Here is a 15,782-nt window from a genome sequence, read left to right as displayed (position 1 = left end):
GATCGATGATCGATCAAAGTAGGTGAAGGGAAAAACTTGTCCGTACGGCGAAATTGGCATTCCGTGCCTTGAAATCAGGCACGCGGTGCACATCCGAGGACGTGCGCTTTGACCAGTTCACCCACTCGCGGATCCCGTCGCCGGAACGCGTCCACCACGGCTTGGTGCTCCTCGGCGTACGACTGCTGCACGGTGCCGAGCCAGCGGATCGACAGCGTCGTCCAGATCTCGATGCCCAGCGACTCCCAGGTGTGCAGCAGCACGCTGTTGCCCGACGCCCGCACCAGCTCCCGGTGGAAGGCCACGGTGTGCCGCACCTGGGCCTCGCCGTCGGCCCTGCGGTCCGCCTCGTACAGTGCCCGCACCTCGGGCTCCAGCGCCGAGGTGTCCTCGGCCAGCCGGGGCGCCGCCAGCTCGGCGGCGATCTGCTCCAGACCGGCCCGCACCGGATAGATCTCCTCCAGGTCGGCGGCGGTCAGATTCCGCACCCGGACGCCCTTGTTCGGAGCCGACTCGATCAGGCGCAGCGTCTCCAGCTCCCGCAGCGCCTCCCGTACGGGCGTCTGGCTGACCTCCAGCTCGGTCGCGATCCGCCGCTCCACGATCCGCTCGCCCGGCTTCCAGCGCCCGCTGACGATCCCCTCCACGATGTGCTCGCGGATCTGCTCGCGCAGCGAGTGGACGACGGGCGGGATCATAAGGAGCGCTCCTTCGGAACCAGAGGTGAACGGAAGTCATTATCCAGGTACCGGAACCATCGCGGTCCGTAGCCGGGAAGACACGACAAAGGGCCGCGCCCCGCACGGAAGCCCGTGCGGGGCGCGGCCGTCTGCCGTAAGGGGCTCAGAGGCCGAGCTCGACCTCGAACTCGCCGGCCTCCAGGATCTCCTTGACCGCGGTCAGGTAGCGGGCCGCGTCGGCGCCGTCCACCAGGCGGTGGTCGTAGGAGAGCGCCACGTACGTCATGTCGCGCACCGCGATGGTCTCGCCCAGGTCCGGGTGGTTGATGACCACCGGACGCTTGACGGTCGCGCCGATGCCCAGGATGGCGACCTGGTTCGGGGGCACGATGATCGTGTCGAACAGCGCACCGCGCGAGCCGGTGTTGCTGATCGTGAAGGTGGCGCCGGACATGTCGTCCGGGGTGATCTTGCTGGAGCGGACCTTGCCCGCAAGCTCCGCCGTCTTCTTGGAGATGCCCGCGATGTTGAGGTCGCCGGCGTTCTTGATGACCGGGGTCATCAGGCCCTTCTCGGCGTCCACCGCGATGCCGATGTTCTCCACGTCGAAGTACGTGATCGTGTCGTCGTCGTTGATCCGGGCGTTGACGGCCGGGTGGGCCTTCAGCGCCTGGACGGCGGCCTTCACGAAGAACGGCATCGGCGAGAGCTTGACGCCCTCACGCTGGGCGAACGCCTCCTTGGCCTGGGCACGCAGCCGCATGATCTTGGTGACGTCCACCTCGACCACGCTGGTCAGCTGGGCCTGGCCGTGCAGGGCCTTCATCATGTTGTCGCCGATGACCTTGCGCATCCGCGGCATCTTGATGGTCTGGCCGCGCAGGGGGGAGACCTCCTGCTTGGCCTTCGGCGCGGCGGCGGCCGGAGCCGGCGCCTGGGCCTGGGCCTGGGCCTGGGCCGCGGCCTTGGCGGCCTCGGCGGCGGCGATGACGTCCTGCTTGCGGATGCGGCCGCCGACGCCGGTGCCCTTGACGGTGCCCAGGTCCACGCCGTTCTCCGCGGCGAGCTTGCGCACCAGCGGGGTGACGTACGCGCCCTCGGCCTCGGGGGAGGCCGGAGCCGGGATGGACGGCTTGGCGGCCGGGGCCGGGGCGGGCGCCGGAGCGGCCGGGGCCGGCTCCGGAGCGACCGGCTCCGGGGTGGCGGCCTGCGGCGCCGGGGCGCTCGGGGCCTGCGGGGCCGGGGCCTCCTCCTTCACCGGCTCGGGAGCCGGGGCGGGGGCGGCCGGGGCTTCGGCGGGCGCGGCGGCCGGAGCGGCACCCGCGGCACCGATCACGGCGAGCTTGGCGCCGACCTCGGCGGTCTCGTCCTCGCCGACCAGGATCTCCAGCAGGGTGCCGGCGGTCGGGGCGGGGATCTCGGTGTCGACCTTGTCGGTGGAGACCTCGAGCAGCGGCTCGTCGGCCTCGACCGACTCGCCGACCTCCTTGAGCCACCGGGTCACGGTGCCCTCGGTCACCGACTCGCCCAGCGCGGGCAGGACGACGTCGGTGCCCTCGGCACCGCCGGCGGGGGCAGCGGCCGGGGCCGGAGCCTCCGCGGCGGGGGCCGGAGCGGCCTCGGGCTCGGGCTGGGCCGCCGGAGCGGGCTCGGCAGCCGGGGCGGGGGCCTCCGCGGGGGCGCCCTCGCCGTCGTCGATGACGGCCAGCTCGGCGCCGACCTCGACCGTCTCGTCCTCGGCCACCTTGATGGACGTCAGCACACCGGCGCTGGGCGCCGGGATCTCGGTGTCGACCTTGTCGGTCGAGACCTCGAGCAGCGGCTCGTCGGCCTCGACGCGCTCACCTTCGGCCTTGAGCCAGCGGGTGACGGTGCCCTCGGTCACGCTCTCGCCGAGCGCCGGCAGGGTTACGGATACCGCCATGGTGTTCGGTTGCTCCTTAACGATCTGTGCGGAATGGGTCGCGCGCTCGGACTACTAGTCGTGGGAGTGCAGCGGCTTGCCGGCAAGCGCCAGGTGGGCCTCGCCGAGCGCCTCGTTCTGAGTGGGGTGGGCGTGGACGAGCTGCGCGACCTCGGCCGGCAGCGCCTCCCAGTTGTAGATCAGCTGAGCTTCGCCGACCTGTTCGCCCATACGGTCACCGACCATGTGGACGCCGACGACAGCACCGTCGCGGACCTGGACGAGCTTGATCTCGCCCGTGGTCTTGAGGATCTTGCTCTTGCCGTTGCCCGCGAGGTTGTACTTCAGGGCGACGACCTTGTCCGCACCGTACAGCTCCTTGGCCTTGGCCTCGGTGATGCCGACGGAGGCGACCTCGGGGTGGCAGTACGTCACCCGGGGCACGCCGTCGTAGTCGACAGGAACGGGGTTCTGGCCGGCCAGCCGCTCGGCCACCAGCATGCCCTCGGCGAAGCCGACGTGAGCGAGCTGAAGCGTGGGGACCAGGTCACCGACGGCGGAGATGGTCGGGACGTTGGTCTGCATGTACTCGTCGACCAGGACGTAGCCGCGGTCCATGGCGACCCCGGCCTCCTCGTAGCCCAGGCCCTGCGAGACCGGGCCGCGGCCGACGGCCACGAGCAGCACCTCGGCCTCGAAGGTCTTGCCGTTCTCCAGCGAGACCTTGACACCGTCGGCGGTGTTCTCGACGCCCGAGAATCGGGAGCCGAGGGAGAAGTTGATGCCGCGCTTGCGGAAGGCGCGCTCCAGGAGCTTGGAGCTGCTCTCGTCCTCGACCGGAACGAGGTGGGGAAGCGCCTCGACGATGGTGACGTCGGCCCCGAAGGACTTCCACGCGGAGGCGAACTCGACGCCGATGACGCCGCCGCCCAGCACGATCGCGGACTTCGGGACGCGGTCCAGGACCAGCGCGTGGTCCGAGGAGATGACGCGCTCGCCGTCGATCTCCAGGCCGGGGAGGGACTTCGGCACCGAACCGGTGGCGAGCAGGATGTGGCGGCCGGTGTAGCGCTCGCCGTTCACATCGACGGAGGTCGGGGAGGACAGCCGGCCCTCGCCCGTCACATAGGTGACCTTGCGCGACGCGATCAGACCCTGCAGACCCTTGTAGAGGCCCGAGACCACGCCGTCCTTGTACTTGTGCACACCATCGATGTCGATGCCCTCGAAGGTGGTCTTCACGCCGAATTCCGAGCCCTCACGAGCCTGGTCGGCGAGTTCACCGGCGTGCAGCAGAGCCTTCGTGGGGATGCAGCCGCGGTGCAGACAGGTGCCGCCCAGCTTGTCCTTCTCGATCAGGGCGACGTCCAGACCCAGCTGCGCTCCGCGCAGGGCAGCGGCGTAACCGCCGCTACCGCCTCCGAGGATCACTAGGTCGAAAACGGTGCTGGCGTCGTTCGCCACGTCACGTCCTCCATGCATGGGTGCGCCGGGCCGGCCGTGGGTGGCCGGGCGGCGGCGGTTGTTCGGCCGCTTCTTGCTCGCAGCCCTGGTGTGGGGGCCCTGTCCTGCCGGGCAACATCTTCGCACTTGTTGACGGGAGGCGGGACGCGGGGCCGCTGTGTGAGAAATCTCTGGACCCGGGCCCAGGGGTTACTCGGCAGTACCCGTTATGGGGTCTCCCGCTCAGCCTAGATCCCCGTCGGCGGTGCGCTCCGCCAGCCGCACCAGGGTGCGGACCGCGGACCCCGTGCCGCCCTTGGGCGTGTAGCCGAACGGCCCGGATTCGTTGAAGGCGGGACCCGCGATGTCCAGGTGACCCCAGACGATGCCGTCCTCGACGAACTCCTTCAGGAAGATACCGGCCACCAGACCGCCACCCATGCGCTCGCCCATGTTCGCCAGGTCGGCGACCGGGGAGTCGATGCCCTTGCGGAGGTCGGCGGGCAGCGGCATCGGCCAGGACGCCTCGCCCACCTCCTCCGCGATCTCGTGCAGCGTGGTGCGGAACGCGTCGTCGTTCGCCATGATCCCGAACGTGCGGTTGCCCAGCGCCAGCACCATCGCACCGGTCAGCGTCGCCACGTCCACGATCGCGTCCGGCTTCTCCTCGCACGCGCGGGTCAGCGCGTCGGCGAGCACCAGCCGCCCCTCGGCGTCGGTGTTCAGCACCTCGACCGTCTTGCCGCTGTACATCGACAGCACATCGCCGGGGCGGGTCGCCGAACCGGACGGCATGTTCTCGGCCAGCGCCAGCCAGCCGGTGACGTTGACCCGCAGCCCCAGCTTGGCCGCCGCCACCACCGCGGCGAACACCGCGGCCGCGCCGCTCATGTCGCACTTCATGGTCTCGTTGTGGCCGGCAGGCTTCAGCGAGATGCCGCCCGAGTCGTACGTGATGCCCTTGCCGACCAGCGCCAGGGTCTTCTCCGCCTTGGGGTGGGTGTACGCGATGCGCACCAGCCGCGGCGGGGCGTCCGAGCCCTGGCCCACGCCCAGGATGCCGCCGTAGCCGCCCTTCGCGAGGGCCTTCTCGTCCAGCACCTCGGTCTTCAGACCGTGCTCCTTGGCCGCGGTCACGGCGGCCGCCGCGAACGAGGCCGGGTCGAGCACGTTGGACGGCGTGTTGATCAGGTCGCGGGCCCGGTTGACCTCGGCGATCAGCGCCGTGGCGCGCTCGGCCGCCGCCTTGTACGCCTTGTCGCGCGGCTTGGCGCCGAGCAGCGCCACCTCGGCGAGCGGACCGTTGTCCTTCTTGTCCTTCTCGCCCTTGTCCTTGTCCTTGCTGCCCTTGGCGTTGCTCTTGGCGCCGTTGCCATTGGTCTTGTCGTACGCGTACGCGCCCAGCAGCGCGCCCTCGGCGACCGCGGCCGCGGCCGCCGCGTCCTCGACCGGCAGCGCGAACGCGCCCTTCTTCGACCCCGCCAGCGCCCGGGCGGCCGCGCCCGCCGCGCGGCGCAGCGCCTCGGCGTCGAAACCGTCGCCCTTCGCGGGGGCCTTGCCCAGGCCGACCGCCAGCACGACCGGGGCCTTGAGCCCGGAGGCGGCGGGCAGCTTGGTCACCTCACCCTCGGCGCCGGTCGCGCCGAGCGTCTCCAGAATGGTGGCGAGCTTCCCGCCGAACGCCTTGTCCACGGCCTCGGCGCCCGGGGCGATGACGGGCCCCTCGGCCCCCTTCGCCACGCCGACGACAAGGGCATCCGCGCGCAGCGCCGCGGCGGAGGAGGTGCTGAGAGTCAGTGCAGTCACAGTGGTCGGGTCCCTCTTCCGGTAGTTCGCCGGCCGACATCGGTTGGCCAGCCGCAGGCCCAGCTTATTTGAGGGCTCGCGGTGCCTTTCGGGCCCGAGCCGACCGGACTCGTCAGCCGAAGGTCAGCACCAGCAGGGCCGCCGTGGCGGCGGTTTCGGCGAGAGCGCCGAAGACGTCACCCGTCACCCCGTCGAAGCGGCGCACGCAGTGGCGGGACAGCAGATCGGCGGCCGCGAGCCCGGCCAGCGCCGCCAGCCCGTGCATCGGCATGGCGTACACATCCACGAGCGCGCCCGCCCCCGCGCAAGCGACGACGGCCAGCGCGGCAGCGCCGACGGCGGCCCGTGGCGGCACCACCCCCGCGACCGCGGCGCCCAGCCCCTCCGGCCGCGCCGCGGGCATCCCCTGGCGGGCCGCGAGCGTCAGGGCGCACCGGGCGACGAGCCCCGCCGCGGCGGCGGCCACCGCGCCGCGCGTCCAGCTCTCCCCGTACAGCTCGGCCAGCGCCGCCACCTGCGCGAGCAGCACGAACAGCAGGGTGATGACGCCGAACGGGCCGATGTCCGACCGCTTCATGATCCGCAGCGCCTCGTCCGCGGGCTTGCCGCTCCCGAGGCCGTCCGCGGTGTCCGCGAGCCCGTCGAGGTGGAGGCCGCGGGTCAGTACGGCGGGGACGGCGACGGAGGCGACCGCCGCGAGCAGCGGCCCGGCGCCGAGGAACAGCAGCACACCGCCCATCGCTGCCGCGCACAGCCCGACCGTCAGCCCGACCGGCAGGGCGCACAGCATGCCGACGCGCGCCGCCTCGCGATCCCAGCGCGCCACCTGTACGGGCAGCGCCGTGAGCGTGCCGAAGGCGAAGCGGAGGCCGTCGTCCAGGGAGGCGCGCGGGGGGTGCGCCGGACGCGGCGGTATCTCCGCGCCGGGGCTCGGGCTCGGCGATATCTCCGGTTCCGGTTCCGGTTGCTGCTCCGGGTCCGGGTCCGGCTGGCGGTCGGGGGACTGCTCCGGCGTGGTGTCCATCGCGCCGCAGGGTATCGCGCGACCCTGACGGGCCATGGGCCATTGGTGGGAACGCAACATCGTCGAGCCCGGCAAGCTGCCGCTGCTCCTCGCGCTGGCCTCGTTCATCCTCTCGTTCGTGATCACGCGCACCATCACCCGGCTCATCAGGGCGGGCAGGGGCCCGTTCCACGACGTCACCTCCGGCGGGACGCACGTTCACCATGTGGTGCCCGGCGTGATCCTGACCGTCATCGGCGGCTTCGGCGCGGTCGCGAGCGCACGGCACGGAGCCGGGGCGGCGATCTCGGCGGTGCTCTTCGGGGTGGGCGCGGGGCTGGTGCTGGACGAGTTCGCGCTGATCCTCCACCTGCACGACGTCTACTGGACCGAGCAGGGCAGACAGAGCGTCGAGGTCGTCGTGGTCACCGCGGCCCTGGCCGCCCTGGTGCTCAGCGGCTTCCTGCCGTTCGGGGTGAACGAGGTGTCGGCCGCCGAGCGCAGTGACCGCGGGGCGGTGGTCGCGGAGGTCTCCGTCAACTTCGCCTTCGCCCTGCTGGCCCTGGTCAAGGGCAAGTTGCGGATCGCGGTGATCGGGGTGCTGGTCCCGCTGGTGGCGATCGTCGGCGCGGTACGGCTGGCGCGCCCCGGTTCGCCGTGGGCGCGCCGCGTCTACCGCCACCGGCCCCGGGCCGCGGCCCGGGCGGACCGCCGGGCGGCCCGCCACGACGCCCGCTGGGACGGGGTGCGGCGGCGGGCCCAGGACTGGATCGGCGGTTTCTCCGAGCCACCGACCTGATCCCCTGTCAGGCGTCTTCGGCCTGCTCGCTCTGCTCCGTTTGCTCCTCCGCGCGCTCCGGCAGCTCTCCCGCGAGCGCCGCGGCCGCCTGGACCAGCGGCAGCGCCAGCAGCGCCCCGGCACCCTCGCCCACCGTGACGCCGTGGTCGAGCAGCGGGGTGAGCGCGATCCGGTCCAGCGCCTTCTCCTGCGCGGGTTCGCCGCTGGCCTGGCCCGCCAGCCACCAGTCCGGCGCACGGAACGCCACCCGCTGGGCGACCAGGGCACACGCCGCCGAGACGACGCCGTCCAGGATCACGGGCGTGCGGCGCACCGCGCTCTGGAGCAGAAAGCCGGTGATCGCGGTGAGGTCCGCGCCGCCGACCGTGGCCAGCAGTTGGAGCTGGTCGCCGAGGACCGGGCGGGCCCGGCGCAGCCCGTCACGGATCGCCGCGCACTTGCGCATCCACGCCAGATCGTCGATCCCGGCCCCGCCGCGCCCGGTCACCACGGACGCGTCCGTGCCGCACAGTGCGGCGGTCAGCGTGGCCGCGGCGGTGGTGCCGCCCACGCTGAGGTCGCCCAGCACGAGGAGGTCCGTACCCGCGTCGGCCTCCTCGTCGGCGATGGCCATGCCGGTACGGAACGCCTGCTCGGCCTCCTCGGCGGTCAGCGTGTCCTCGATGTCGAGCCGCCCCGAACCACGGCGCACCCGGTGCCGGGTGACCTCTCCGGGCAGCTCGGCGGGGTCGCAGTCCAGGGCCATGTCGACGACGCGGACGGGCACCGCGAAGCGGCGGGCCAGCACCGCGACGCTGCTCTCGCCGTCGATCACGGCGCGGACGAGCCGGTGGGCGCTTCCCGCGGGGCGGGCGGAGACGCCGAGTTCCGCGATGCCGTGGTCGCCCGCGAACAGCACCGCCCGGGGCCGCTCGATGGGCTTCACGGGCACCTGCTGCTGGGCGGCGGCCAGCCACTCGCCCAGCTCGTCCAGCCGCCCGAGCGCGCCGGGGGGCGGCACCAGCCGCTCCCGCCGCTCCTCGGCGTCACGTCGGATGCCCCCGTCGGGGCGCTCGATCAGGTCGACGAAGTCATCGAGATTCAGGCCACTGCTCACGGCGTGAACCCTACCGGCCATGCGGTGTTGGGACGCCGCGCCCCATGGATCGGGCACCGGGGGACGCCCTCGGCCCCCGTCGGCTCCGACGCCGTGCGGGCGCGCTTGGGCCGAGGTTTTGTCCCCGACCCGCCCCTTCCCGGATCCGGGGGACACCCCCGGCCCCCCTGCGGCTACGCCGCATGCCCGCCGCAGGGCGGTGGTTGGGGTGCCGCCTCCGGGGGTCGGGAGTCAGCGGCCTGGGGTTCCCGAATCCGGAGCCCCGGCCCCCGGCGCCGGCTGATACGCGGGGACCACCCCGGGGCGGAGGCGCAGCCCGTACGGCGTCAGCGGGCCGAGAACGGGGGCGGAGGCGCCCCACCTGCAGCCTGTTCGGGGCGGGGGGCGGAGGCGCCCCACCTCCGGCCTGTTCGGGGCGGGGGCGGAGATGCCCCTGACACCCAGCCCCTCCGGCGATTGAGGAGCGGGGGTGCGGGGGCGGAGCCCCCGAGAGAGGGGGGCTGGGGGTGTCCCCCAGTTTCGGGAAGGGGCGGGGTGGGGGAAAGCCCCCGGCCTCAGCCGCGCAGGGGCAGGGGCTGGCCCGCCACCACCAGCAGTACCTGCTCGCACTCGCCCGCGAACGCCGCGTTCAGCCGCCCCAGTTCGTCGCGGAAGCGACGCCCCGCCGCCGTCGCGGGGACCACCCCGGCGCCGACTTCGTTGCTCACCGCCACCACCGTCCGCTCCGTCGACCGCACGGCCGCGACGAGACGGGCCACCCGTTCGTGGAGGGCGCGTTCACCGCCGTGGGCCCACTTCTCGTCGTCCCAGGCGTCCACCGAGTCCATCGCGTCGGTGAGCCACAGCGCCAGACAGTCGATCAGCAGCGGAGAGCCGCCCTCCGCCAGCAGCGGCACCAGGTCGCAGGTCTCGGCGGTACGCCACGAGCCGGGCCGCCGGTCGCGGTGGGCTGCGATGCGGGCGGCCCACTCGCGGTCGCCGTCCCGGGTGCCGCCGGTCGCCACGTACAGCACGTCGGGGAAGGCGGCCAGCCGTCGTTCCGCTTCGAGGGACTTGCCGGACCGCGCCCCGCCCAGCACGAGGGTGCGCCGCGGCAGGTCCGGCACCTCGTGGTACTCGCCGACGATCAGCGTCTTGCCGTCCGGCACGGTCCGCGCGCCCGCCGTGGCGAGGCGGCGGTGCATTTCGGGCCCCGGCGGCACGGTGTGGTCGAGGTGGGCGGCCACGACATCGGTGGTGGCCCCCACGGCGCCGGACGACCGCAGCCGGGCCAGCGCGTCCGGGCGGCCGAGTACGTCGAGCACCACCATGTCGTACGGCTCGGCGGTGCCCGAAGACGGGCCGGGCGCCAGCCCGGACGGGGCGCCGCCCGGGGGCAGGTACAGCAGGCGGGTGCCGTCGGGGCCGGTCACCTCGTACCCCGTACCGGGCGAGTCCAGCGCCACCGCCCGCACCCGGTGCCCGCTGATCAGGGACAGCTCGCGCCCGTCCGGCACCCGCCCCGGGGCGGGAAGCCCGGCCGGGAACTCGACGGCGGGGCCCGCGTGGGGATGGGACAGCAGCACCTGCCGCACCCCGACCAGCGAGTACCCGGCCCGCGCCGCCGCGAAGGCGGCGCCGGGGGTGAGGTCGAGGAGCAGCGCGCCGTCGATCAGAAGTGCCGTCGCCGCCCGCGCCTCGTCGCCGACGGCGGTCGCGCAGGCCGCGCAGGGGCAGCCGTGGCGGGGCAGTCCGTCGGGGGCCCCGGTGCCCAGAAGTGTCAGTTCCACGCCCCGATCGTCTCGCGTCCCCGCGGGCCGGGCGCGCCGGGTCACCCTCTGCGGAGGCGTACCGATCCGTTCGGAGCCGTACGGAGTGATCAGTCGCCTAGGCTGCGGGCAGATATCACGTGTCGACCGGTGGGATGGAGGAGGCGGACATGGCCTGGACGTGGCGGTTCGAGAAGTCCGACGGGACGGAGACGGAGCCCGCGGTGCAGCCCGAGGAGTTCCCGACCCAGGGGGACGCGGAGTCGTGGATCGGTGAGGAGTGGAAGGCGCTCCTGGAGGGCGGGGCGGAACAGGTCACGCTCTTCGAGGACGGTACGGAGATCTACGGCCCGATGAGCCTGCGCGCGGAGTAGCCGATCAACAAAGGCAGGGACAGGGGGGCGGCGGCGCCTGACGGCGCCGCCGGTCCGTCAGCCTCCGCCGCGCACACCGCACAGGTGCAGCAGCGCGGCCACCGAGCGGTACGGGTCGGTGCGCCCGGCCCGCTCCTCGGCGGTCAGCAGGCGGTCCCACTCGGGGGACGGCGGGGGCTCGGCGGTGTCGGGTGCCTGGTCGGTGAAGACCCGCACCCCGTACCAGGCGTGCAGCGGCGCCCCGATCGCGGTGAGCGTGGTGGTCAGCTCCTCGCGCCGGTCGGCGCGCACCTGGAGCCCGAGGCGGTTGATGTACGCCGGGGAGTCGAACGAGCTGAGCGCGGTGGTCCAGTCACCGGCCAGCCCCGGCCGCATCGCGAGGGCGTCGGCGTTGCGTACCAGGAGCGAGAGCAGCCCGCCGGGGGCGAGGACCCGGGCCAGGCCGGCGAGCAGCGGGTCCGGTTCGGCCACGTACATGAGCACGCCGTGGCACAGCACCACGTCGAAGGCGCCGGGCAGGAAGTGCGCCCCGGCGTCGCGGCCGTCGCCCTCCAGCAGTCGCACCCGCTGCCGGATGCCCTCGGGCTCGTCGGCCAGGGCGGCACGGGCCGCCTCCAGCATCGCCGGATCGGATTCGAGGCCCGTCACCTCATGGCCCGCGCGGGCTAATCGCAGGGCCTGGGTGCCCTGGCCGGGGCCGACGTCGAGGACCTTCAGCCGCTGGTCGAACCGGAACCGCGAGGTGATCTGCTCATCGAGCTGATGGGCGACCAGGGCCTGGCGGACCGTGTTCCGTAAGCTTCCGAGGCCGCCGAGCCAGCCGGCCGCCCCACCGGCGAAGCCGGAGGTCCCGCTCAGGGCCGCTCTCCGCGCTTGACCTGCGGCTTGGGAAGGCGCAGCCGGCGCATCTGGAGGGTGCGCATGAGGGCGTACGCGACGGCGCCCTTCAGGTTCCCGTCCGGGAACTTCTGGCGCAGCTGCCGCTTGAGCTGGAAGGCGAGGACGAACGAGTTCAGGACGATCAGCACAATGACGACCATCCACAGCAGCAGCACGTAGCTCTGCATGGCCCCGGCCTGGATCATGCTGAGCACCATGATCAGCACGGCGAGCGGCAGGAAGAACTCGGCGATGACGAACCGCGAGTCCACGAAGTCGCGGGCGAACCGGCGCACCGGGCCCTTGTCGCGGGCCGGGAGGTAGCGCTCGTCACCGCCCGCCAATGCCTCGCGCTGGCGCGCCAGGTCGGAGCGGCGGGCCTCCCGCTGACGCTTGGCGGCGTCCTTGCGGGTGGTCGGCGTATTGGCCAGGCTGCGGCGCTGCGACTGGGACGCGCTGCGCTTGGGCGTGGGGCGGCCCTTGGGCGCCTGGGGGTCTCTGGGCTGCTGCGGCTGGCCCGCTGTCACCTTGGCGGTGGCGGCCTGCTCATCCTTGGAACGGCTTCGGAACACAAAGCCCAAGGGTACGGGTTCACGGGTGTGTGCCCCAGCGTCAGGGGGAAAGATCGGGCAACCGCTTTCCGCCGGGAACCACGGATAACCGGGACAAGTCGGGCAGAGTGACCGGGGTTGCGGGAGTGGTCGTGCTCATCCCTGCGCCGGAGGCGCCCGGATCGCGATCGTTCTGCAGGAGGAGCGCGGGACGGGCGGAACAGTGCGGTAATGGAAGCAGGGCCCGTAGGCTGGGTCTGTTGGGTGTGCTGGTGCCACAAGTCCGTCAGAAGGGGGCGCGCGAGGCCCATGAGCGGTGTCATGAAGCGTATGGGGATGATCTTCCGCGCGAAGGCCAACAAGGCCCTGGACCGGGCCGAGGACCCGCGCGAGACCCTTGACTACTCGTACCAGAAGCAGCTGGAGCTGCTGCAGAAGGTCCGGCGCGGCGTGGCCGACGTGGCCACTTCCCGCAAGCGCCTGGAGCTTCAGCTGAACCAGCTGCAGGGCCAGTCCGCCAAGCTGGAGGACCAGGGCCGCAAGGCGCTCGCGCTCGGCCGGGAGGACCTGGCGCGCGAGGCGCTGTCCCGCCGCGCCGCGCTGCAGCAGCAGGTCACCGACCTGGAGACGCAGCACCAGACGCTGCAGGGCGAGGAGGAGAAGCTCACCCTGGCCGCGCAGCGGCTGCAGGCCAAGGTCGACGCGTTCCGCACCCGCAAGGAGACCATCAAGGCCACCTACACCGCGGCCCAGGCGCAGACCCGGATCGGCGAGGCGTTCTCCGGCATCTCCGAGGAGATGGGCGACGTCGGCATGGCGATCCAGCGCGCCGAGGACAAGACGGCGCAGCTCCAGGCCCGCGCGGGCGCGATCGACGAGCTGCTGGCCTCCGGTGCGCTCGACGACCAGTCCGGGATGGCCAAGGACGACATCGCGGCCGAGCTGGACCGGCTCTCGGGCGGTACGGACGTCGAGCTGGAGTTGCAGCGGATGAAGGCCGAGCTGGCCGGCGGAAGCTCGCAGCAGGCGATCGAGGGCGGCCGCCAGGACCAGGGACAGCAGTCGCCGAACCAGCACAAGTTCGACAAGCAGTAGCCGCCCCCCGCCCGGGCGTGGTCTCCGGCGTCCCGTCTCCGGCGTCCCAAGGAGGTCGTCATGATCGTACGCATCATGGGGGAGGGGCAGATGCGGGTGGACGACAGCCATCTGCCCGGACTCAACAAGCTGGACGACGATCTGCTCGCCGCCATCGAGAGCGGTGACCACGACGGCTTCCGGCGCACCCTCGGCGCGCTCCTCGACGCGGTGCGCTCGGCGGGCGAGCCGCTGCCCGCCGACGCCCTGGAGCCGTCGGGGCTGATCCTGCCCGCCCCGGACGCGACCCTTGAGGAAGTCAAGGCGATGCTCAAGGACGACGGCCTCATCCCGGGCTGAGCACCGTGCCCGCAGACCGTGCTTCCTCCCAGGTCACACCGCAGGTCACAGCCCAGGTCACGGCGGATTCCGGCGCTGCCGTACGGAGGGCGTGGGCAGGACGCCGCCGGAGCGGATCGGCGCGGCGTTTACCGTTGGATCCCGTGACTCCCCTCGCCGTCGGGCCGGGCCTGGCCCGTCCGCACCGCTGGCTGGCCGCCCATCCACGCGCCCTGGACACCCTCGTGGCGCTCGGCTGCCTCGCCCTGATCCTCATCGGCGCGGTGTCCAACCCGCATCTGCGCGACCACCACCAGCCCATAGGTGTCTTCTTCGGGCTGCTGGCCACCCTCTCCTCGGCGTCGCTCGTGCTGCGCCGCGAGCTGCCGCGCGCGGTGCTGGCGTTCACCTGCGCGATCAGCGTCATCGAGATCGTCACCAACGACCAGGGGCCGCCGCGCACCTCGATCGTGTTCGGGGTCGTGGTCGCGCTCTACACCGTCGCCGCGCGTACCGACCGGCACACCACCTGGCGGATCGGCGCCGCCACGGCCGCGCTGCTCACCGGCACCGGGATGCTGTTCGGGCTCACCCCCTGGTACGCGCAGGAGAACTGGGGCATCTTCGCCTGGACCGGGCTCGCCGCCGCCGTGGGCGACGCCGTCCGCAGCCGACGGGCCTACATCGCCGCGATCGAGGAGCGGGCCGAGCGCGCCGAGCGCACCCGCGAGGAGGAGGCCCGGCGCCGGGTCGCCGAGGAGCGGCTGCGGATCGCCCGCGAGCTGCACGACGTCGTCGCGCACCACATCGCGCTGGTCAACGTCCAGGCCGGGGTCGCCTCGCACGTGATGGACAACCGCCCGGACCAGGCCAAGGAGGCGCTCGAGCACGTACGCCAGGCCAGCCGCTCGGCGCTGGACGAACTGCGCGCCACCGTCGGCCTGCTGCGGCAGTACGGCGACCCCGCCGCCCCCACCGAGCCCGCGCCGGGCCTCGGCGTCCTCGACCAGCTGGTGGACGGCTTCGTACGGGCCGGGATGCGGGTCGAGGTCGAATCGCACCCGCGGGACGGCATCGGGACGCTCGCCGGTTCGGTGGACCTCACCGCGTACCGGGTCGTCCAGGAGGCGCTGACCAATGTGCACAAGCACGCCGGGCCCGAGGTCAAGGCCGAGGTCCGCATCGTCCGCACCGAAGGCGCGCTGGAGATCACGGTGGCGGACGACGGCGTCGGGCCCCCGTCCGTCGACGTCGGCGGCGGGCACGGGCTGCTGGGCATGCGCGAACGGGTCGCCGCGCTGCGGGGCACCTGCGAAGCGGGCCCCCGCCCCGAGGGCGGCTTCCAGGTACGGGCGACACTTCCCCTGCAGACCCGCAGGGGAGGGGATTCATGACGATCAAGGTGTTGCTCGCCGACGACCAGACGCTGCTGCGCAGCGCGTTCCGGGTGCTGGTCGACTCGGAGCCCGACATGGAGGTGGTGGGGGAGGCGTCGGATGGCGCGGAGGCGGTCGAGATCGTGCGGGCCAAGGGCGCCGACGTGGTGCTGATGGACATCCGCATGCCCGGTACGGACGGACTCGCCGCCACCCGCATGATCAGCGAGGATCCACGGCTCGCCGACGTCCGGGTGGTCATGCTGACCACCTTCGAGGTCGACGAGTACGTGGTGGACTCGCTGCGGGCCGGTGCGAGCGGCTTCCTCGGCAAGGGCGCCGAGCCCGGCGAACTCCTCTCCGCCATCCGCATCGCGGCCGCGGGCGAGGCGCTGCTCTCCCCGGCCGCCACCAAGGGCCTGATCGCCCGCTTCCTGGCCCAGGGCGCCCCGGGCTCCGGTGACGCCGCGTACGACGCCGCCCGCCTGGACGCCCTCACGGGCCGCGAGCGCGAGGTCCTGGTCCAGGTCGCGGGCGGCCACTCCAACGACGAGATCGCCGGCCGCCTGGAGGTCAGTCCGCTGACCGTGAAGACGCACGTCAACCGGGCGATGGCGAAGCTGGGCGCCCGGGACCGGGCCCAGCTGGTGGTCATCGCGTACGAAACGGGCCTGGTCCGCCCGGGGGCGTGACCCCCGGGCGGTGCCCGCC

The 15,782-nt window shown here is 73.0% G+C and carries 15 protein-coding genes; 6 read left to right on the top strand and 9 right to left on the bottom strand.

All coding sequences use genetic code 11. The annotated features are described in order from the left end of the window. Positions 1-74: 74 nt before the first annotated feature. From ACH4SI_RS30030 to ACH4SI_RS30010, 5 genes are all read right to left on the bottom strand, one after another. On the bottom strand, positions 75-698 hold the full coding sequence (locus ACH4SI_RS30030) for a GntR family transcriptional regulator (RefSeq protein ID WP_055551003.1): 624 nt from the start codon (positions 696-698) through the stop codon (positions 75-77). Positions 699-843: 145 nt separating this feature from the next. Next, entirely contained in the window at positions 844-2,604 is a 1,761-nt protein-coding gene (sucB, locus tag ACH4SI_RS30025; protein WP_398301094.1) for a 2-oxoglutarate dehydrogenase, E2 component, dihydrolipoamide succinyltransferase, read from the bottom strand. 54 nt (positions 2,605-2,658) lie between these two features. Beyond that, positions 2,659-4,047, bottom strand: coding sequence for a dihydrolipoyl dehydrogenase (gene lpdA, locus ACH4SI_RS30020; protein WP_398301092.1), 1,389 nt, complete (start codon positions 4,045-4,047; stop codon positions 2,659-2,661). Positions 4,048-4,269: 222 nt separating this feature from the next. After that, positions 4,270-5,832: a leucyl aminopeptidase gene (locus tag ACH4SI_RS30015; RefSeq protein WP_398301090.1), complete on the bottom strand. Its 1,563-nt coding sequence runs from the start codon at positions 5,830-5,832 to the stop codon at positions 4,270-4,272. A 112-nt stretch (positions 5,833-5,944) separates the two neighbouring features. Further along, positions 5,945-6,856, bottom strand: coding sequence for an adenosylcobinamide-GDP ribazoletransferase (locus ACH4SI_RS30010; protein WP_398301088.1), 912 nt, complete (start codon positions 6,854-6,856; stop codon positions 5,945-5,947). 34 nt (positions 6,857-6,890) lie between these two features. Between ACH4SI_RS30010 and ACH4SI_RS30005 the strand changes: the two genes are divergently transcribed. Continuing rightward, a complete protein-coding gene (locus tag ACH4SI_RS30005; protein WP_398301086.1) occupies positions 6,891-7,634 on the top strand; it encodes a hypothetical protein in 744 nt (247 codons plus the stop codon). A gap of 7 nt (positions 7,635-7,641) precedes the next feature. On the opposite strand, the gene cobT is transcribed toward ACH4SI_RS30005, so the two are convergent. Both cobT and ACH4SI_RS29995 read right to left on the bottom strand, forming a co-directional pair. Continuing rightward, complete coding sequence (cobT, locus tag ACH4SI_RS30000) at positions 7,642-8,718, bottom strand: nicotinate-nucleotide--dimethylbenzimidazole phosphoribosyltransferase (RefSeq protein WP_398301410.1); 1,077 nt, start codon at positions 8,716-8,718, stop codon at positions 7,642-7,644. Positions 8,719-9,284: 566 nt separating this feature from the next. Beyond that, on the bottom strand, positions 9,285-10,499 hold the full coding sequence (locus ACH4SI_RS29995; RefSeq protein ID WP_398301084.1) for a bifunctional adenosylcobinamide kinase/adenosylcobinamide-phosphate guanylyltransferase: 1,215 nt from the start codon (positions 10,497-10,499) through the stop codon (positions 9,285-9,287). Positions 10,500-10,648: 149 nt separating this feature from the next. Between ACH4SI_RS29995 and ACH4SI_RS29990 the strand changes: the two genes are divergently transcribed. Then, entirely contained in the window at positions 10,649-10,852 is a 204-nt protein-coding gene (locus ACH4SI_RS29990; protein WP_398301082.1) for a hypothetical protein, read from the top strand. Between the two features lie 57 nt (positions 10,853-10,909). Here the strand turns inward: ACH4SI_RS29990 and ACH4SI_RS29985 are convergent, their stop codons facing one another. Further along, positions 10,910-11,626, bottom strand: coding sequence for a class I SAM-dependent methyltransferase (locus ACH4SI_RS29985; RefSeq protein ID WP_398301407.1), 717 nt, complete (start codon positions 11,624-11,626; stop codon positions 10,910-10,912). An 80-nt stretch (positions 11,627-11,706) separates the two neighbouring features. Continuing rightward, complete coding sequence (locus ACH4SI_RS29980) at positions 11,707-12,303, bottom strand: DUF3043 domain-containing protein (protein ID WP_398301080.1); 597 nt, start codon at positions 12,301-12,303, stop codon at positions 11,707-11,709. 288 nt (positions 12,304-12,591) lie between these two features. Here ACH4SI_RS29980 and ACH4SI_RS29975 point away from each other — a divergent pair, with 288 nt between their 5' ends. The 4 genes from ACH4SI_RS29975 (at position 12,592) to ACH4SI_RS29960 (ending at position 15,763) form a co-directional block, all read left to right on the top strand. Further along, positions 12,592-13,377: a PspA/IM30 family protein gene (locus ACH4SI_RS29975; protein ID WP_398301078.1), complete on the top strand. Its 786-nt coding sequence runs from the start codon at positions 12,592-12,594 to the stop codon at positions 13,375-13,377. A gap of 60 nt (positions 13,378-13,437) precedes the next feature. After that, positions 13,438-13,716, top strand: coding sequence for a hypothetical protein (locus tag ACH4SI_RS29970; RefSeq protein ID WP_398301076.1), 279 nt, complete (start codon positions 13,438-13,440; stop codon positions 13,714-13,716). A gap of 134 nt (positions 13,717-13,850) precedes the next feature. Then, positions 13,851-15,089: a sensor histidine kinase gene (locus ACH4SI_RS29965; protein ID WP_398301074.1), complete on the top strand. Its 1,239-nt coding sequence runs from the start codon at positions 13,851-13,853 to the stop codon at positions 15,087-15,089. Continuing rightward, on the top strand, positions 15,086-15,763 hold the full coding sequence (locus ACH4SI_RS29960) for a response regulator (protein WP_398301072.1): 678 nt from the start codon (positions 15,086-15,088) through the stop codon (positions 15,761-15,763). The genes ACH4SI_RS29965 and ACH4SI_RS29960 overlap by 4 nt, the downstream gene beginning before the upstream one ends. Positions 15,764-15,782: the final 19 nt, after the last annotated feature.

The organism is Streptomyces sp. NPDC021212, from assembly GCF_044332925.1.
Taxonomy (GTDB): domain Bacteria; phylum Actinomycetota; class Actinomycetes; order Streptomycetales; family Streptomycetaceae; genus Streptomyces.
The sequence above is the reverse complement of the archived record's forward strand: the minus strand, read 5'-3'. Positions and strand labels throughout refer to the sequence as shown.